17 protein-coding genes and 1 rRNA gene are annotated in these 17,437 nt (G+C 69.2%); 8 read left to right on the plus strand and 10 right to left on the minus strand.

Annotated elements, in window-relative coordinates; translation table 11 throughout:
- A 16S ribosomal RNA gene (locus WH07_RS20250) occupies window positions 1–319 on the minus strand; the annotation flags it as partial.
- Window positions 320–762: 443 nt separating this feature from the next.
- Entirely contained in the window at window positions 763–1,401 is a 639-nt protein-coding gene (locus tag WH07_RS20255; protein ID WP_046501818.1) for a DNA-3-methyladenine glycosylase, read from the minus strand.
- 75 nt (window positions 1,402–1,476) lie between these two features.
- Between WH07_RS20255 and WH07_RS20260 the strand changes: the two genes are divergently transcribed.
- The 3 genes from WH07_RS20260 to WH07_RS20270 all read left to right on the plus strand — a co-directional run bounded on the left by WH07_RS20260 (window position 1,477) and on the right by WH07_RS20270 (window position 3,536).
- On the plus strand, window positions 1,477–2,259 hold the full coding sequence (locus WH07_RS20260) for a sporulation protein (protein ID WP_046501821.1): 783 nt from the start codon (window positions 1,477–1,479) through the stop codon (window positions 2,257–2,259).
- 81 nt (window positions 2,260–2,340) lie between these two features.
- Window positions 2,341–2,880 (plus strand): YbhB/YbcL family Raf kinase inhibitor-like protein, encoded by a 540-nt coding sequence (locus tag WH07_RS20265; protein ID WP_046501822.1) that lies wholly within the window; start codon window positions 2,341–2,343, stop codon window positions 2,878–2,880.
- Window positions 2,881–3,023: 143 nt separating this feature from the next.
- Entirely contained in the window at window positions 3,024–3,536 is a 513-nt protein-coding gene (locus tag WH07_RS20270) for an HNH endonuclease (protein ID WP_046501825.1), read from the plus strand.
- Window positions 3,537–3,644: 108 nt separating this feature from the next.
- Here the strand turns inward: WH07_RS20270 and WH07_RS20275 are convergent, their stop codons facing one another.
- The 4 genes from WH07_RS20275 to WH07_RS20290 form a co-directional block, all read right to left on the minus strand.
- On the minus strand, window positions 3,645–4,421 hold the full coding sequence (locus tag WH07_RS20275) for a sulfite exporter TauE/SafE family protein (RefSeq protein ID WP_046501827.1): 777 nt from the start codon (window positions 4,419–4,421) through the stop codon (window positions 3,645–3,647).
- A 61-nt stretch (window positions 4,422–4,482) separates the two neighbouring features.
- Entirely contained in the window at window positions 4,483–5,418 is a 936-nt protein-coding gene (locus tag WH07_RS20280; RefSeq protein ID WP_046501830.1) for an SPFH domain-containing protein, read from the minus strand.
- A gap of 90 nt (window positions 5,419–5,508) precedes the next feature.
- Window positions 5,509–5,937, minus strand: coding sequence for an NfeD family protein (locus tag WH07_RS20285; protein ID WP_046501832.1), 429 nt, complete (start codon window positions 5,935–5,937; stop codon window positions 5,509–5,511).
- A 50-nt stretch (window positions 5,938–5,987) separates the two neighbouring features.
- The gene (locus WH07_RS20290; protein ID WP_046501834.1) at window positions 5,988–6,779 is read right to left on the minus strand and encodes an ABC transporter ATP-binding protein; all 792 of its coding nucleotides are present in this window, start codon (window positions 6,777–6,779) and stop codon (window positions 5,988–5,990) included.
- Window positions 6,780–6,905: 126 nt separating this feature from the next.
- On the opposite strand from WH07_RS20290, the gene WH07_RS20295 reads away from it, so the two are divergent.
- On the plus strand, window positions 6,906–7,703 hold the full coding sequence (locus tag WH07_RS20295) for a hypothetical protein (RefSeq protein ID WP_046501836.1): 798 nt from the start codon (window positions 6,906–6,908) through the stop codon (window positions 7,701–7,703).
- A 133-nt stretch (window positions 7,704–7,836) separates the two neighbouring features.
- Here the strand turns inward: WH07_RS20295 and WH07_RS20300 are convergent, their stop codons facing one another.
- The 3 genes from WH07_RS20300 to WH07_RS20310 all read right to left on the minus strand — a co-directional run bounded on the left by WH07_RS20300 (window position 7,837) and on the right by WH07_RS20310 (window position 10,074).
- Window positions 7,837–8,085, minus strand: a complete 249-nt coding sequence (locus tag WH07_RS20300) for a chaplin (protein WP_046501839.1) — start codon at window positions 8,083–8,085, stop codon at window positions 7,837–7,839.
- Between the two features lie 155 nt (window positions 8,086–8,240).
- Window positions 8,241–8,924: a response regulator gene (locus WH07_RS20305; protein ID WP_046501841.1), complete on the minus strand. Its 684-nt coding sequence runs from the start codon at window positions 8,922–8,924 to the stop codon at window positions 8,241–8,243.
- Complete coding sequence (locus WH07_RS20310; protein ID WP_046501844.1) at window positions 8,917–10,074, minus strand: GAF domain-containing sensor histidine kinase; 1,158 nt, start codon at window positions 10,072–10,074, stop codon at window positions 8,917–8,919. The genes WH07_RS20305 and WH07_RS20310 overlap by 8 nt, the downstream gene beginning before the upstream one ends.
- 227 nt (window positions 10,075–10,301) lie before the next feature.
- Between WH07_RS20310 and WH07_RS20315 the strand changes: the two genes are divergently transcribed.
- The 3 genes from WH07_RS20315 to WH07_RS20325 all read left to right on the plus strand — a co-directional run bounded on the left by WH07_RS20315 (window position 10,302) and on the right by WH07_RS20325 (window position 13,031).
- Window positions 10,302–10,997: an SDR family NAD(P)-dependent oxidoreductase gene (locus tag WH07_RS20315; RefSeq protein WP_046501846.1), complete on the plus strand. Its 696-nt coding sequence runs from the start codon at window positions 10,302–10,304 to the stop codon at window positions 10,995–10,997.
- Window positions 10,998–11,017: 20 nt separating this feature from the next.
- Window positions 11,018–12,160, plus strand: a complete 1,143-nt coding sequence (locus WH07_RS20320; protein ID WP_079023390.1) for an S-adenosylmethionine:tRNA ribosyltransferase-isomerase — start codon at window positions 11,018–11,020, stop codon at window positions 12,158–12,160.
- A gap of 274 nt (window positions 12,161–12,434) precedes the next feature.
- Entirely contained in the window at window positions 12,435–13,031 is a 597-nt protein-coding gene (locus WH07_RS20325) for a transglycosylase SLT domain-containing protein (RefSeq protein ID WP_046501850.1), read from the plus strand.
- 198 nt (window positions 13,032–13,229) lie between these two features.
- Here the strand turns inward: WH07_RS20325 and WH07_RS20330 are convergent, their stop codons facing one another.
- A complete protein-coding gene (locus tag WH07_RS20330) occupies window positions 13,230–15,836 on the minus strand; it encodes an ABC transporter ATP-binding protein/permease (RefSeq protein ID WP_046501853.1) in 2,607 nt (868 codons plus the stop codon).
- 265 nt (window positions 15,837–16,101) lie between these two features.
- On the opposite strand from WH07_RS20330, the gene WH07_RS20335 reads away from it, so the two are divergent.
- The coding region (locus tag WH07_RS20335) for a streptophobe family protein (protein ID WP_046501856.1) at window positions 16,102–17,437 on the plus strand (1,336 nt) is incomplete at its 3' end.

The following is a 17,437-nucleotide window of genomic DNA, read 5'->3' on the forward strand; positions in this document are numbered from 1 at the left end:
TCTCAGTCCCAGTGTGGCCGGTCGCCCTCTCAGGCCGGCTACCCGTCGTCGCCTTGGTAGGCCATCACCCCACCAACAAGCTGATAGGCCGCGGGCTCATCCTCCACCGCCGGAGCTTTCAACCCTCCCCCATGCAGAGAAGAGTATTATCCGGTATTAGACCCCGTTTCCAGGGCTTGTCCCAGAGTGAAGGGCAGATTGCCCACGTGTTACTCACCCGTTCGCCACTAATCCACCCCGAAAGGCTTCATCGTTCGACTTGCATGTGTTAAGCACGCCGCCAGCGTTCGTCCTGAGCCAGGATCAAACTCTCCGTGAATGCGCACCGGATATCCGGTACCACACACGAGAGCGGAACCACCAGCCGGAATAAGACCAGTGGTTCACAGCGTCCTCGCTGTGTATTTTTCTTCAAAGGAACCTCAACCAGCCGGAACGAAACCGTTCCCGCCGGTCAGGGTATCAACATATCTGGCGTTGACTTTTGGCACGCTGTTGAGTTCTCAAGGAACGGACGCTTCCTTCGTACTCACCCTTCCGGGCTTTCCTCCGGGCTTTTCCCTTCGGCCTCTCGGCTGACCACTACTTTAGCCGAATCCCCGCCCAGCTCATAATCGAGCTATTTGGATCCGAATTTCGGCATGCCGAAATCGCACCCGTCGGGGTTTGATCATCAGTAGTGGGTGGCCGCTTCAGGAGCTGCTGAGCAGCAGGTCCCGTGTCAAGCGGCTCGGGCAACGTTAGGCGGATGAACGGTACGAGTCAAGTTCGTCGGCGTCGGGGTGCATGCGCCCGATAAGGGCTCACCGAGGGGTCTCCGGCGACCCAGAACCGCCACGGGTGCGCCGCGCCGTCGCCGCCCACTCCGGTGCGGGGTCCACTTCGGACCTGGTCAGCCGGTACGGGGGTGCCGGCCAGCAGTGCCAGCGGGGCATCGGGGCCGGCGCACATGTCCGTACCGTTGAGGGCGCGGTCGACATCGAGGGCGGTGGCCAGGCGGGCCGGGCCTTTGGCCAGTTCCCTGTGGTGCCGGGCCGAGAACCGACGTTTATGTGCCAGCTCCGCGCCCACCTGGATCTCGCCCGCTCGGAGCAGGACTCCGCTCGCCATGCCCTCGGGGCCGCACACGACGTTGAGGCAGTGCCACATCCCGTAGGTGAAGTAGACATACGCGTGACCGGGCGGGCCGAACATCACTCCGTTACGGGCCGTGCGGCCGCGGAAGGCATGGGAGCCCGGGTCGATCTCGCCCGCGTACGCCTCGACCTCGGTCAGCCGGAGTTCGATCGGGCCGTCGTCCGTACCCCGTACCAGCGTTCGGCCGAGCAGGTCGGGCGCGACCTCAAGGACCGGGCGGTCGAAGAAGTCCCGGGAAAGGGGCATACGGTCGGGGCTCTCCATGGCGTATGAGCGTACCGGGGAACCGGCTACGGTCGGGAGCGCGTATGTAGGGGTCAGGACCTAGAAGGAGTGAACATGGGCTTCAAGAAGCTGCTCGCGAGCCTCGGCGCCGGTGGCGCGTCCGTGGAGACGGAGCTGGTCGAGTCGAACGTCGTGCCCGGCGGGGTGGTGCAGGGCGAGGTGCGGATCCAGGGCGGCTCGGTCAACCAGCCGATCCAAGGACTCTCCGTCGGCCTCCAGGCACGGGTCGAGGTCGAGGGGAACGACCAGGAGCTGAAGCAGGACATCGAGTTCACCAAGCAGCAGATCGGCGGTGCCTTCGAGGTGCAGGCCGGGGCGGTGCATGTCGTGCAGTTCGGGCTCGAGATCCCGTGGGAGACCCCGGTCACCACCATCGACGGCCAGCAGCTCCGCGGCATGAACATCGGTGTGACCACGGAACTGGCGATCGCGCGGGCGATCGACTCCGGCGATCTCGACCCCATCAGTGTTCACCCGCTGCCGGCGCAGCAGGCGATCCTCGACGCCTTCATCCAGCTCGGGTTCCGCTTCAAGGCGGCGGACATGGAGCGCGGGCACATCCGTGGGACGCGCCAGCGGCTGCCGTTCTACCAGGAGATCGAGTTCTTCGCGCCGCAGCAGTACCGCGGGCTCAACCAGGTCGAGCTGACCTTCGTCGCGGACGACCGGGAGATGGACGTCATCCTGGAGATGGACAAGAAGCCGGGTCTGTTCACCGAGGGCAGCGACTCGTTCCGCTCCTTCCAGGTGGGGCTCAACGACTTCCACACCACCGACTGGGCCGCATACCTCAACCAGTGGCTCGCCGAGGTCGGTGGCCGTCGTAACTGGTTCTAGGTAGTGGTTCTAGGCTCGGCGTCGCAGGGTGGATCGGCCGGCGATCGCGCCGGCCGGACAGCCGATTCGGAGGTTCTGACGTTGACCGAGGGAAAGAGGGCTCCGCTCCCTCATGACTTCCATCCGCAGGTGCCGTCGTTCACGGTGGTGAGCGATGACGTCGCGCCCGGGGCGGTGCTGAAGGACGCGCAGGTGTACGCGGCCGGGAACACCTCTCCGCATCTTCGGTGGGAGGGTTTTCCGGCGGAGACCAAGAGCTTCGCTGTGACGTGCTTCGATCCCGACGCGCCGACCGGCAGCGGGTTCTGGCACTGGGTGCTGTTCGACATCCCGGTGTCGGTCACCGAGCTGCCGGCGGGCGCGGGCAGCGGTTCGTTCGAGGGGCTGCCCGAGGGCGCCGTACACGCGCGGAGCGACTACGGGTCGAAGGACTTCGGGGGCGCGGCGCCGCCTGCCGGGGATCCCGCGCACCGTTATGTGTTCACGGTGTACGCGGTGGACCAGGAAAAGCTGGGTCCCGACAGTGATGCCTCACCGGCGTTCGTCGGATTCAATCTGCGGTTCCACGCGCTGGCCCGTGCCCAGCTCATCGGCGAGTATTCGACGCCTGCCGAGAGCTGACCGTTTTCCTTTTGTTTGCCCTGCCCTGGTCTTGGAGAGATCTGGGCAGGGCACTTTTTATTGTGTTGTCCCCCTCGGCGTGCCCGGCGAGAGTTGGTCCCAAGCCCGCCAGGCGGCGGGCCGGCACACGGGAGGTGGGCGGGATGCGGGACACCCTGGTACTGAACGCGAGCTTCGAGCCGCTGTCGACGGTGACGCTGAACCGTGCGGTGGTGCTGGTGCTCCAGGACAAGGCCGTTGTCGAGCAGGCCCATCCCGGTCTCCGTGTCCGTGCGGCCGCCGTGGATCTTCCGGTGCCCCGGGTGATCAGGCTCTGCCGTTATGTGCGAGTGCCCTTTCGAAGACAGGCCCCGTGGTCGAGGCGGGGTGTTCTGGTGCGGGACCAGCATCGTTGCGCGTACTGCGGCAGGCGCGCGACGACGGTGGACCATGTGGTGCCGAGGTCGCGGGGTGGCACCGACAGCTGGCTGAATACGGTCGCTTCGTGCGCCGAGGACAACCACCGGAAGGCGGACCGTACGCCGGAGCAGGCGGGGATGCCACTGCTGCACGAGCCGTTCGTACCGTCTCCGGCGGACGCGATGCTGCTGTCGCTTCGGGCGGGTGAGCGTTCGGAGCTGCCGCAGTGGCTGATAGGTGTGCGGTCCGCCGCGTAACACTGCGGATGTGCGACGGAATGTGAACGTGTACGACGAGAGCCCGTCCCCGGTACGGAAGTTCCCGGGGGCGGGCTGTTGTGCGTACGGTCCGGGCCGGCCGGTGTGTCAGCCGTACTGGCGCAGCAGTAGCTGCACGATCGCGATCAGGCCGACCACCACGATCAGCGTGCGCAGCGCGACGGGTGGCAGACGGCGGCCGACTCTGGCGCCGAGCTGGCCGCCGATCGCGGAGCCGACGGCGATGAGCAGGACCGCCGTCCAGTCGAAGTGCGCGACGAAGAGGAAATAGAGCGCGGCGACGCTGTTGACGACGGCGGCGAGGATGTTCTTGACGGCGTTGAGGCGTTGCAGGCTGTCGTCGAGCAGCATGCCCATCAGGGAGAGGTAGATGATCCCCTGGGCGGCGGTGAAGTAGCCGCCGTAGACGCTGGCGAAGAGCAGTCCGGTGAAGAGGAGCGGGCCGCCCTGGGGGCCGGTGGTGGTGCCTTTGCGTGCGCGCCGGGCCTGGACGGCTCTGGTGAGGCGGGGCTGGAGGATCACCAGCACGAGCGCGAGGGTGACCAGGACGGGCACAACCGTCTCGAAGGCCGTGGAGGGCAGGAGGAGCAGCAGGGTGGCTCCGGTGAGGCCGCCGATCAGGGCGGCGGCGCTCAGGCGCAGGACGCGGCGGTGCTGGCCGGTGAGTTCGGCGCGGTAGCCGATGGCTCCGCTGATCGATCCGGGTATCAGCCCGAGGGCGTTGGAGACGGTCGCGGTGACCGGTGGGAGGCCGGTCGCCAGCAGGACGGGGAAGGTGATGAGGGTGCCGGAACCGACAATGGTGTTGATGGTGCCGGCACTGATGCCTGCCATGAATACGGCGAGCATCTCCCAGTTGGTCACGTGCGTTGCCCTTCGGTGATCGGTGCCGGATGCACCGATCATGCACGAAGGGGATGGCGGGTCAGTCCAGCGGGGGGTCCTGCCTGCGTTCCTTGCCGTTTCCGGTGTCAAAGCCCGGTACGCCGCCGCCGAGGTTGCCGAAGGCTCCGCTGAGTCCCTTGAGGGCGTCGCCGATCTCGCTGGGCACGATCCAGAGCTTGTTGGCGTCTCCCTCGGCGATCTTGGGGAGCATCTGGAGGTACTGGTACGAGAGGAGCTTCTGGTCGGGGTCGCCGGCGTGGATCGACTCGAAGACCGTACGGATGGCCTGCGCCTCGCCCTCGGCGCGCAGGGCGGCGGCCTTGGCCTCACCTTCGGCGCGGAGGATCGCGGACTGCTTCTCGCCCTCGGCGGTGAGAATCTGGGACTGGCGGATGCCTTCGGCGGTGAGGATCGCGGCGCGCTTGTCGCGGTCGGCGCGCATCTGCTTCTCCATCGAGTCCTGGATGGAGGTGGGCGGTTCGATGGCCTTCAGCTCGACACGGTTGACGCGGATGCCCCACTTGCCGGTGGCTTCGTCGAGGACGCCGCGCAGGGCCGCGTTGATCTCCTCGCGCGAGGTGAGGGTGCGCTCCAGGTCCATGCCGCCGATGATGTTGCGGAGCGTGGTGACGGTGAGCTGCTCGATCGCCTGGATGTAGCTGGCGACTTCATAGGTCGCGGCGCGGGCGTCGGTCACCTGGTAGTAGATGACGGTGTCGATGTTGACGACCAGGTTGTCCTGGGTGATCACCGGCTGGGGCGGGAAGGGGACGACCTGTTCGCGGAGGTCGATGCGGTTGCGGATCGAGTCGATGAACGGGACCACGATGTTCAGTCCCGCGTTGAGGGTTCGGGTATAGCGGCCGAATCGCTCCACGATGGCCGCGCTTGCCTGCGGGATGACCTGGATCGTTTTGATCAGGGCGATGAATACAAGCACCACCAGGATGACCAGGACGATGATGATTGATGGCATCGCGTATCTCGGGCCCTTCGCCGCCGGATGTTCTGATGATCGAGTTTCTCAGACCAAGTGCCTCTGTGGGGAGGGTTCCCCGGGGTTGGCTCACATCACCACGGCTGTGGCACCGTCGATTTCGACGACATCGACCTGCTGGCCGGGTTCGAAGGCCATGTCCGCGTCGAGGGTGCGTGCCGACCAGATCTCACCGGCCAGTTTGATACGGCCTCCACGGCCGTCGACCCGTTCGAGGACGATCGCCTGACGGCCTCTCAGCGCGTCGATTCCGGTGGCGGCACCGGGGTTGGAGCCTCGTTGCCGGGCGGCGAAACGCCGTACCACCGCGGTGAGCGCGACGGACACCACGACGAACACGAGGACTTGGGCCACCACACCGCCGCCGAGCGCCGCGGTGACTGCGGCGGAGACCGCTCCGGCGGAGAACATTCCGAATTCGGGCATCGCCGTCAGAACCAGCGGAATACCCAGACCGACAGCGCCGATCAGCCACCACACCCACGGTTCGATATCCACCTGGTCATGGTAGGTCCGGCGATCCCTGCGGGGACAGGGGTGATATCCGGTCAGCTCAGCGGCAGTCCCTGGGCGGTCCAGCGGTCGCCGACGCGCTCGACGACGAGGGGGAGGCCGAAGCAGAGGGAGAGATTGCGGGAGGTGAGTTCGGTCTCCATGGGGCCCGCGGCGAGGACCTTGCCCTGGCGGATCATGAGGACATGTGTGAAGCCCGGTGCGATTTCCTCGACATGGTGGGTGACCATGATCATGGAGGGGGCGTACGGGTCACGGGCCAGGCGGCCCAGTCTCCGTACCAGATCCTCGCGTCCGCCGAGGTCGAGGCCGGCCGCGGGCTCGTCGAGGAGGAGCAGTTCGGGGTCGGTCATCATGGCACGGGCGATGAGGGTGCGCTTGCGCTCGCCCTCGGAGAGGGTGCCGAACCTGCGGTCGAGGTACTCGGTCATGCCGAGCCGGTCGAGGAAGGCGCGGGCGCGCTGCTCGTCGACCTCGTCGTAGTCCTCGCGCCAGGTGGCGGTCATGCCGTACGCGGCGGTGAGCACGGTCTGCAGGACGGTCTGGCGCTTGGGGAGCTTCTCGGCCATGGCGACACCGGCGATACCGATACGGGGGCGCAGCTCGAAGACGTCCACCTTGCCGAGCCGGTCGCCGAGGATCGTCACCGAGCCGGTGGTCGGGAAGAGATAGCTGGAGGAGAGACTGAGCAGGGTGGTCTTGCCGGCACCGTTGGGGCCGAGGATCACCCAGCGCTCCCCCTCCTTGACCGACCAGGAGACATCGTCCACCAGAGCGCGTCCGTCGCGGACCACGGATACGTCCACCAGCTCCAGTACATCGCTCATGAGCGCGTTGTCTCCTCATGCAATCGTCTTGAGGTTCCGGGTTGCGCCTGTAGGCGCAGCTCCCAGGAAAATCTACGCCACCGGTCGAGTGGTCCGGGCCCGAGGTCCGTTCCCTAGGCTGGGGCCATGCTTTCGCAACCACGCTCAGGACTGCTGGCCGCTTGGGGAAACGCCCTTCTGGCCGGGTTTGTATCGCCGGACGACGCGGTGGCCGCCATGGTCGGCGACGACGCCCTGCACCGGGTGGAGGGGCTGCCGGGCGAGACCGGTCCGGTCGGGCTGACGCTGGCGCTGGGGCGGCTGCGGGCGCTCGGCGTGACCGGGTACCGGGTCGCGCTGCCCGCGCCCGGGCATCCGCTGGGGCTGAGCGGGCCGCCGGAGTTCAACGCCCGGGCGCTGGAGGCCGAGGAGGCGGTGATCGCCACGGGTGCTCCGTACGGTCTGGTGCCCGAGGTGACGGCGGTGGGCCCGGACGGGGACCGCCATGTCGAGGTGCTCTGGCACTGTCTGCCGGTACGGGAGGCTCCCCCGGCGGACGTTCCCTCGCTCGGGGAGGCGGAGCGGGAGCTGGCGGAGGCGCTGCGGGAGGCGACGGAGGTGCTGTCACGGCTGGATGTGGCGGCCTCGGGTCCCATGGCGGAGGCGGCGCTGAGCGCGTACCGGGCGCGGGCGGAGCGGGGCCGGGAGGTGCTGGCGCCCGGGTATCCGCCGCGGGCGATGCGGGTGCTGGAGCTGGCGCAGCGGATCGGGCTGCTGGTCTCGCTGGCGTACGAGCACGGGCACGGCGGTGCGGTGAGCGCGGCGGAGATGGCGGCGCGGGGGGCGGCCCTGCGCCCGGTCGAGCGGGTGGCCCGGCGGGCGCAGGTCGCTTCGTACAACGCGTACGTCGAGGAACGGCAGAGACAGGAGTCCCTTGACGATTGAGGCTCGGTTCGCCTCCGGGGCGCTGCATGTCGGTGCCGACGGTCGACCGTGCTCGGTCCGCTCGTACCTCACGGACCTGCGCGCGCTCTCCCTCTCGGCACCGACCGCGCCCCTTCGGCTCACTCGCCTGGGATCAGTGGTTGACCGAGGCGTTGCCGAACGCCGGGTTCAGCAGGCCGATCACATTGACGGTGTTGCCGGTCGCGTTCACCGGGATGTGGACCGGGATCTGGACCGTGTTGCCGGAGCCGACACCCGGGGAGTGCGTGGCCGCGCCGCCGGCGTGGGCGCCGCCGTCCGTGGCGAACGCGGCGCCGGCGGAGGCGCCCGCCGCGAGGCCGGCGGTGACGAGAACCAGAGCGGCCTTCTTGGCAACCTTCATGGAATGTTCCTTAATCGCGTGATCAATGACCGCGGCAGTACGCCGTGGTTACGCCATGAAGAACGCCCGCGCGGCGATCAGGATGCGCCGTGTGGGTGACATACACACGACGGTATGAATCTCAGACCGGAGGACGACGCTCCGGTTCGGCTCGTTCAGCCCGCCGCCCCATGTCGGACGGCCCAGAGCGCCGCCTGCGTACGGTCCGAGAGGTCCAGCTTCATCAGGATGTTCGAAACGTGGGTCTTGACAGTCTTCTCGGAGAGCACCAGCGCCCGGGCGATCTCCCGGTTGGAGCGTCCGTCCGCGATCAGGCCGAGCACCTCGCGCTCCCGGTCGGTGAGTGAGGTGCCCCTGCCCTGGCCGGTGCCCGGGTCGTCCTGCGCCAGCAGCGCGCCCGCGACCTCGGGCTGGAGCAGCACATGGCCCGCGTGGACCGAGCGGATCGCGCCGGCCAGTGCCTCGGGATCGATGTCCTTGTAGACATAGCCACATGCGCCGGCGCGCAGGGCGGGGACGACCGTGCGCTGCTCGGTGAAGCTGGTGACGATCAGTACCCTGGCCGGATTGCCGAGTTCACGGAGCTTGCGCAGCGCCTCGATACCGTCCATGCCGGGCATCTTGATGTCCATCAGCACGACATCGGGGCGCAGTTCCTCGGCGCGGGCGACCCCTTCGCCGCCGTCGGAGGCCTCGCCCACGACCTCGATGTCGTCCTGGATCTCCAGGAACGTACGCAGGCCCCGGCGGACCACCTGGTGGTCGTCGACCAGCAGGACGCGAATGGCCTGCGCGCGCCCTGCCGCATGCCGGACACCGTTCCCGTGCTCGTCAGCCACCGGGCACCTCCATCTCGATCGTGGTGCCCCGTCCGGGCGCCGATTCCACCGTGAGTCTGCCGCCGGCGCCGCTCGCCCTGGCGCGCATCGAGACCAGCCCGAGATGGCGTCCCGCCCTGCGGACCGCACGCGGCTCGAAGCCCTTGCCGTCGTCGGTGACGCTGAGGACCGCGCCCTGCCCGCGGCGGGCGAGGTCGACCTCGACCCGGTCGGCTCCGGAGTGCCGCAGCGCGTTGTGCAGGGCCTCCTGGGCGACCCGCAGCAGTGCCTCTTCCTGGGCGGCGGGCAGGGCCCGTATGCCCGAGGTGTCGAAGGTCACCTTGGCCGAGTGGGCCCGGTCGAGCACCTGGACATGGGTACGGAGGGTGTTGACCAGGCCGTCCTCGTCGAGGGCGGCGGGGCGCAGCTCGACCACGGCGGCGCGCAGTTCGTCGGCGGCCTCGGCGGCGAGTGCGGCGACCTGCTGGAGTTCGCCCTTGGCGCGGGCCGGGTCGCGGTCCACCAGAGCGGCCGCGGCCTGAGCGGTCAGCCGGAGCGAGAAGAGCTTCTGGCTGACGGCGTCGTGGAGTTCATGGGCGAGGCGCGAACGCTCCTCGGCGATGGTGAGCTCGCGGCTGCGCTCGTACAGCCGCGCGTTGGTGAGGGCGATCGCGGCGTGCTGGGCGAGGATCGCGAGGAGTTCCTCGTCCTCCTCGGTGAATCCACAGCCTTCGGTACGGGAGGACGGCGGCTCGGGGCAGCGCTTGTTGGCGAGGAAGAGCGCGGCGATCGTCTCCTCACCGTCCCTGACCGGCAGCCCGAGGAAGTCGGACATGGTGGGGTGCGCGGAGGGCCAGCCCTCGAAACGCGGGTCCTTCCGCACATCGGCGAGGCGCTCGGCCTTCTCCTCGTGGAGCATCGCCGCGAGGATGCCGTGCTGGCGGGGCAGCGGGCCGATGGCCTTCCACTGCTCGTCGCTGACACCGTCCACCACGAACTGGGCGAAGCCGCCGTGGTCGTCCGGGACGCCGAGCGCCGCGTACTCGGCGTCGAGCAGTTCACGGGCCGACGCGACGATCGTCTTGAGGACGTCGCGCACCTCCAGATGCCTGCTCATCGCGAGGAGCGCCGTGCTCACGGCGGCGAGTCCGGAGCGGGGTCGGTGACTCATGGTTTCACCGTACCGGCGGGCGATAGGGCCCGTATCGGCCCCAGGACTGCCTCCGATCGGGGCCGATGGCCTAGGTCCTGTCCGCCCCGGTCCGCCCGTCGGCCTTAGGTCGAAGTGCCCTGGCCGGACCGGGCCCGCGTCCGAGGCGGCACGGACCGCGGCGTTCCTACGGTGGGCGGCACCGGCGGGCATCGGGGCGCGCCGGTGACACGGGAGGAGCGGCTGCCATGCCGACGGCGATCATCACGGGGGCTTCGAAGGGGCTGGGGCGCGCGCTGGCCGTGGCGCTGGCGCGGAGCCGCTGGGATCTGGTGCTGGACGCCAGGTCCGCACGGGTATTGGAGGCGGCGGCCGGGGAGGCGCGGGTGTACGGGACCCGGGTGGTGGCGCTCGCGGGGGATGTCACGGACCCCGGGCACCGTACGGAGCTGGTGGCCGCCGCCGCGGAGCTGGGAGCGCTCGAACTGCTGGTGAGCAATGCCAGCGCGCTGGGCGCGGAGCCGCTCGTACGGCTGGACACCCTGCCGCTCGACGGGCTGCGGGCGGCGCTGGAGACCAATGTGGTGGCGGCGCTGGGCCTGGTGCAGGAGGCACTGCCGCTGTTGCGCGCGGCTGCGGCGGGCGCGGTGATCGCGGTCAGTTCGGACGCGGCGGCGGAGGCGTACGAGACCTGGGGCGGGTACGGGGCGTCGAAGGCGGCGCTGGATCAGCTCGCCGCCGTACTCGCGGTCGAGGAGCCGGAGCTGCGGGTGTGGACGGTGGACCCGGGGGACATGGCGACGGATCTGTACGCGGCGGCCGTGCCGGACGACCCGGACCCGCGCCCGGATCCGGAGTCGGTGGTGCCCGGTTTTCTGCGGCTGCTGGAGCGGCGGCCGGCGAGCGGCCGCTACGCCGCACCCGGTCTGCTGGACCCGAAGTGAGCGTCCCGGCGGGGCTGCGGATGCCGGAGGAGTTGTCGGCGCGGGTCCCGGCGGAGCAGCGCGGTTCGGGCAGGGACGATGTGCGGCTGCTGGTCTCGCGCGGTACGGAGGTGACGCATCACACGTTCCGTGAGCTGCCGGGACAGCTCCGGGCGGGCGATGTGCTGGTGGTCAATACGTCGACGACCCTGCCCGCGGCGGTCAACGGGCGGCTGGGCGGGCAGCGGGTGGTGGTGCACTTCTCGACGCGGGGTGAGGACGGCCGGTGGGCGGTCGAGCTGCGCGAACTGCGTGCGGCGGCTGCCGGAGCGGGTGCCGGTACGACGGTGCCCCGGCCGGGAGGTCCGCCCGGAGCGGTCGTACGGCTGCCGGGCGGCGAGCACCTCGTACTGGAGGAGCCACTGGACCCGGAGGGGGTGCGGCTCTGGTGGGCACGGGTCTCGTACGCCGATGTGCCCGGGCTGCTGCGCCGGTACGGGCGGCCGATCCGGTACGGGTACACGGAGCGGGACCAGCCGTTGTCCGCGTACCAGACGGTCTTCGCGCTCCCCTCCCCCGACGGCTCGGGCTCCGCGGAGATGCCGAGCGCGGGCCGTCCCTTCACTGCGGCGCTGGTCGCGGAGCTGGTGAGACGGGGAGTGCTGTTCGCGCCGCTGACGCTGCACACGGGGGTGGCCTCGGCGGAGGCGCACGAGCCGCCGTACCCGGAGCGCTTCGAGGTGCCGGGCGCTACGGCGCGGCTGGTGAACGCCGTCAGGGCGGCGAGGCCGGCCGGAGGAACGGGTGGAGGAACAGGCAGCGGAATGGACAGGGAAGGGGACGAGGTGACGGGCGCGGCAGTGGGCGGGCGGATCATCGCGGTCGGTACGACGGCGGTACGGGCCCTGGAGTCGGCGACCGGACCCGACGGAATGGTGCGGGCCGCCTCGGGGTGGACGGATCTGGTGATCACACCCCGGCACGGGGTTCGCGCCGTGGACGGGCTGCTCACCGGGCTGCATGAACCGGAGGCCTCACATCTGCTGATGCTGGCGGCGATCGCCGGCCACGAGGCGCTGACCCGCGGATACGAGGAGGCGCTGAAGCAGCGCTACTTGTGGCACGAGTTCGGGGACGTCCACCTTCTGCTGCCGCCGGAAAGTACTCACACTTCGCATTGCTGAAGCAACTTCGTGTCATGTTGATCTATCCCGAGTGTGAGCCCGCGCATAGGACGTGGATCACTTACGAAGACCACTAGTCGACAGACAAAGGGGTGTGAGAGTGGCATAAACGGGCATCTTGCCGCCCGGCAAGTGCCCTGCACCACTACTCAGGGTCGTACGTCACACCTTTGCCAGCGCATTTTGCCGCCGCTAAGAATTGCGTCCGTCGCCGCCGAGCTGGCTGGCCAACCGGCCTTCGCGACTCCCCGCAATCCGAAGAGGTACGTCATCCATGTTCTCGTCACGCATCGCTGATCTCCGCCTGGACACGACCACGACCCGCAAGGCAACGCTCGCAGGCGTGGCGGCCGCCGGAGTCGCGGCCCTCACGTTCTCGCTGGTCCCCACCGACGCCTCCGCAGCCCCCGTGAACGCCTCCTCCGGACCGGTGGCAGCGGCGGCGGCCAAGGTGAGCGCGCAGGCCACGACCGTGAAGGCGAGCACGGCCAAGCAGCAGATCAGTGCCATCAAGGCGGCGGGCACCAAGGCCGCGGACAAGGCGACCTACCCGAACAACCTGGACGGCTGGATCCGCGAGGCGCTGTCGATCATGAAGAAGAACGGCATCCCCGGCTCGTACGAGGGGCTGCACCGCAACATCATGCGGGAGTCGAGCGGCAACCCGTGGGCGATCAACCTCTGGGACATCAACGCCAAGAACGGCATCCCGTCCAAGGGCCTGCTCCAGGTCATACCGCCGACCTTCAAGGCGTACCACGTCAAGGGCACGCCGAACAACATCTACGACCCGGTCGCCAACATCGTGGCCGCCGCCAACTACGCGGCGGACCGGTACGGCTCGATGGACAACGTCAACAGCGCCTACTGACCGGGCACTGATCGGGCACTGATCGAGCCCGCACCGACGCGCGCCGACGCGCGCCGACGCGATGTCCGCGCACCGACGCCAAAGGGCGGCACCCTCAACAGGGTGCCGCCCTCAGGCGTGTTCAGCGTGCGGTGTGTGACATGCGGTGTTTTCGGTGTGGTGGTGTGGTGGTGTGGTGGTGTGCGGTGTGCGTGGGCCCTACTTGCGCATGACCTCGGGCTCATGACGGCGCAGCAGCCGCGACACCGCGAACCCGCAGACCACACCGATGAAGAGCAGGATCCCGATGTTCATGCCCCACTGGCTCGCCGAGTGTTCCCACAGCGGGTCCAGATTGGTGGGGTTGTCCTGGTCCCACGGCGGCATCAGATGCGCGAGGTCGAGGGTCGAACCGGCGCCCGCGATGGCCCAGCGGGACGGCATCAGCCAGGCGAACTGCTCCAGCCCCGGCGAGTCGTACACCTGGAAGAGGATGCCGGTGAAGACGACCTGGACGATCGCGAACATGACCAGCAGCGGCATCGTCTTCTCGGCGGTCTTCACCAGCGAGGAGATGACCAGGCCGAACATCATCGAGGTGAAGCCCAGGGCGATCACGACCAGGCAGATCTCAACGGCGGGCGGCATGAGCAGGCCCTCTTCGGGCAGCGCCCGTGTGGCGAAGCCGATACCGCAGATGATGACGCCCTGGATGGCCGTGATCACTCCGAGCGTGATCACCTTGGACATCAGATAGGCGGAACGTGACAGGCCGGTGGCCCGCTCCCGCTCGTAGATCACCCGTTCCTTGATCAGTTCTCGTACGGAGTTGGCCGCGCCCGAGAAACACATGCCGACCGCGAGGATCAGCATGATGGTGCCCGCGTCGCCGTTGAACCTGGACGGCGCCTCCGGCGGGCCCAGGCCGAACTTCGCCGGAATCACAACGCTGACCACGCCGAGCACGGCCGGCAGGATCACCATCAGCGCCATGAAGCCCTTGTCGGACGCGATCACCGCGGAATAACGGCGGATCAGCGTCAGCAACTGGGCGCCCCAGCTCTGCGGCTTCGGCGGGCGCATCTGCTGCGGCGGCGGCATGTGGACGGACTGCGCGGCGACCGCGTCGATGTCCGCGGCGTACATCTGGTAGTGCTGCGAGCCACGCCAGCGGCCCGCCCAGTCGTAGTCGCGGTAGTTCTCGAAGGCGGAGAAGACATCGGCCCAGGTGGTGTAGCCGAAGAAGTTGAGGGCCTCCTCGGGCGGGCCGAAGTAGGCCACGGAACCGCCGGGCGCCATCACCAGCAGCTTGTCGCAGAGCGCCAGTTCGGCCACGGAGTGGGTGACGACGAGGACCGTACGGCCGTCGTCGGCGAGGCCGCGCAGTAGCTGCATGACATCGCGGTCCATGCCCGGGTCCAGACCGGAGGTCGGCTCGTCCAGGAAGATCAGCGACGGCTTGGTGAGCAGCTCCAGGGCGACGGAGACCCGCTTGCGCTGGCCGCCGGAGAGCGAGGTGATCTTCTTGCTCTTGTGGATGTCGAGCTTCAGCTCGCGCAGCACCTCGTCGATACGGGCCTCGCGCTCGGCCTCGGCGGTGTCGCCGGGGAAGCGGAGCTTGGCCGCGTACTTGAGCGCCTTTCTGACGGTCAGCTCCTTGTGCAGGATGTCGTCCTGCGGGACCAGACCGATGCGCTGGCGCAGCTCGGCGAACTGCTTGTACAGATTCCGATTGTCGTAGAGGACATCGCCCTGGTCGGCCGGGCGGTAGCCGGTGAGCGCCTTGAGCAGTGTCGACTTGCCGGAGCCGGACGGGCCGATGACGGCGATCAGCGACTTCTCGGGGACACCGAAGGAGACGTCCTTGAGGATCTGCTTGCCGCCGTCGACCGTCACCGTGAGATGGCGGGCGGAGAAGGAGACCTCACCGGTGTCGACGAACTCTTCGAGCCGGTCGCCGACCAGCCGGAACGTCGAGTGGCCGACGCCGACGATGTCGTTGGGGCCGATGAGTACGGTGCCGGACTTGGCGATCGGCTGGCCGTTGACATAGGTGCCGTTGTGGGAACCGAGGTCACGGATCTCGAAGCGGCCGTCGGGGGTCGCGGTGAACTCGGCGTGCAGGCGCGAGACCTGGAGGTCCGCGACGACGAGTTCGTTCTCCAGCGCGCGGCCGATGCGCATCACCCGGCCGAGGGCGACCTGGTGGAAGGTGGTCGGGCTGCGGTCCCCGTAGACCGGCGGGGCCCCCGCGGCACCGCCGGAAGCCGGGGACTGCTGCGGGAAGGCGGCGGGGCCGCCGCCCTGGTGCGGGCCCTGCTGGTGCGGCGCTTGGCCGTGCTGCTGGGGCGGCTGCTGCTGCCAGCCCTGTTGCTGCGCGGGAACCTGCCGGCCGGGCACCTGCCCGCCGGCTATCTGCTGCTGGGGTACGGGCTGCTGCGCGGGGTCCTGCTGCTGCCAGCCCTGCTGCGTGCCCTGGGCCTGGGCGGGTGCCTGCCCGCTGTACGCGCCCGCGCCCGCCGCTCCGCCGCTGAGGCTCAGCCGGGGTCCGTCGGTGGCGTTTCCTAGATGGACCGCCGAGCCGGGACCGATGTCCGACTGCTGAATGCGCCGGCCTTGCACATAGGTGCCGTTGGTGCTGCCGTGGTCCTCGATGACCCAGCCCCGGCCGTTCCAGCTCAGGGTGGCGTGGCGCCACGAGACCCTGGCGTCGTCGATCACGAGGTCGCCCTGCGGATCGCGGCCCAGGGTGTATGACCTGGAGGGATCGAGCGTCCAGGTCCTTCCGTTCAATTCCAGTACGAGTTCCGGCACTCCATGCCCCACTTGTTGTCCCCCGATTGCCCCCGTCGCAGGGAGTCCAGGGATGGCGAACATCGTGGGGAACTATTTCAGGCGCGCTCCTGTCTTTGAAAGCCGGGCCTCGTGAACGCCTGCCACAAGCGCGTAACAGCGTGCGGAGGAAGGACCGTTGACGCGGAAGAAAGGTACCCGGAGAGTGGTAACCGCGTATGAGTGCCCACGGATCATGCGTGAATACGCGGAACAACCAGAAGACGGACATACCCACCGGGGGGGGGCGGGGATCCTGATGAACGCGCGGGGCAGCGGCGGTGTCCGCTGGACGGATGTGCTGGTGGCCTCGCTCGCCGCCGTGAGCTGGGCACTGATGGGGATGGCGGGTGTCGCGGCCCTCGGGCTGCGCCTTCTGGAGGCGGACGCGGCGGGCTCGTTGGGGCCGATGACCGCGGCGGTGGTGGTGCTGGGCGCGGGGGGTTCGGTCACGCCTTCCGGTGATGTGGCCGTGTACGGTCTGGACGGCTTGGAGGCGCGGACCGCGGTCGACTTCACGCCACTGGGTGTGGGGCTCACGGGGGCGCTGATCCTCTCGTTCTTCTTCTTGCGGTCGCTGCGGCGCGCGGGCGCGAATGTGTCCGTCACCGAACTCGCCGTACGGGCCGGGACGGTGGCCGTACTGTTCGTCGGCCTGGTCGGCGGGCTGGCGTGGGCGGGGCGCGATGTCATCGCGATCGACGGCAACGGGCTGGGGCTCGGTCGGATGCCCGGACTGGGTGGTGGCGGCTCCGGGATCGGCGGCATCGAGGTGCCGGGCCTCGGAAAGCTGGGTGATGTCCCGGGCCTCGGAGGGCTGTTGCCCGACCGGGTCGGGGATGTGGTCGACGCGCAGGCGGCCGTGGGGTTCCGGGTGGACATCGCCGAATCGCTGACGGGCGCCCTGGTTTGGGTGCTCGGTGTACTGGCCGTCGCCCTGCTGGTCTCCGGGCGTACGCCCCTGCCGCACGGCTGGGACCGGGCGCGCCGGATCGTACAGCCGGCGGCTTCCGCGCTGGTCACGGTGATGCTGGTGGCGGTGCTCGCGGGGCTCGCGGCCGCCGGGTACGCGGCGATCGGCGACGACCATCCGCGGCGGATCGCGGGCGCGGCGCTGCTCGCGGCACCGAACGGGGTGTGGCTGGGGATTCCGCTCGGGCTGTTCGTGCCCTGGGACGGCAGCGCGTCGGGGCCGCCGGCCGCGATGCTGCCCGACCCGCTCGACAAGGTGCTGCGGCCCTCGGGCGGTGAGCCGCTGACGGTCGGCGGGCTCGCCGAGCTGGACGGACGGATCTGGCTGCTGGTGGCGTCCGTCGCGGTGATGATGCTCTGCGCGGGGGTGCTGGCGGCGGTCCGTACCGTACGGGCCGATCCGGACGCGGCCCGGCGGGGCGCCGCCGTGTTCGCCGGAAGGTGCGCCCTGCGGCTGGGGGTGATCACGGCGGTCACTCTGCCGGTCCTGGTGTGGCTCACGGAGGTCTCCGCCCGGGCTTCGGTGTCGCTGCTCGGGATGAACGCGTTCGAGGCGGGCCTCGAACTGCACGGCCGGGGCGGTACGGCGCTGCTGCTCGGCGCGGTCTGGGGCGCGGGGGCTG

The organism is Streptomyces odonnellii (assembly GCF_000981895.1).
Lineage (GTDB): Bacteria > Actinomycetota > Actinomycetes > Streptomycetales > Streptomycetaceae > Streptomyces > Streptomyces odonnellii.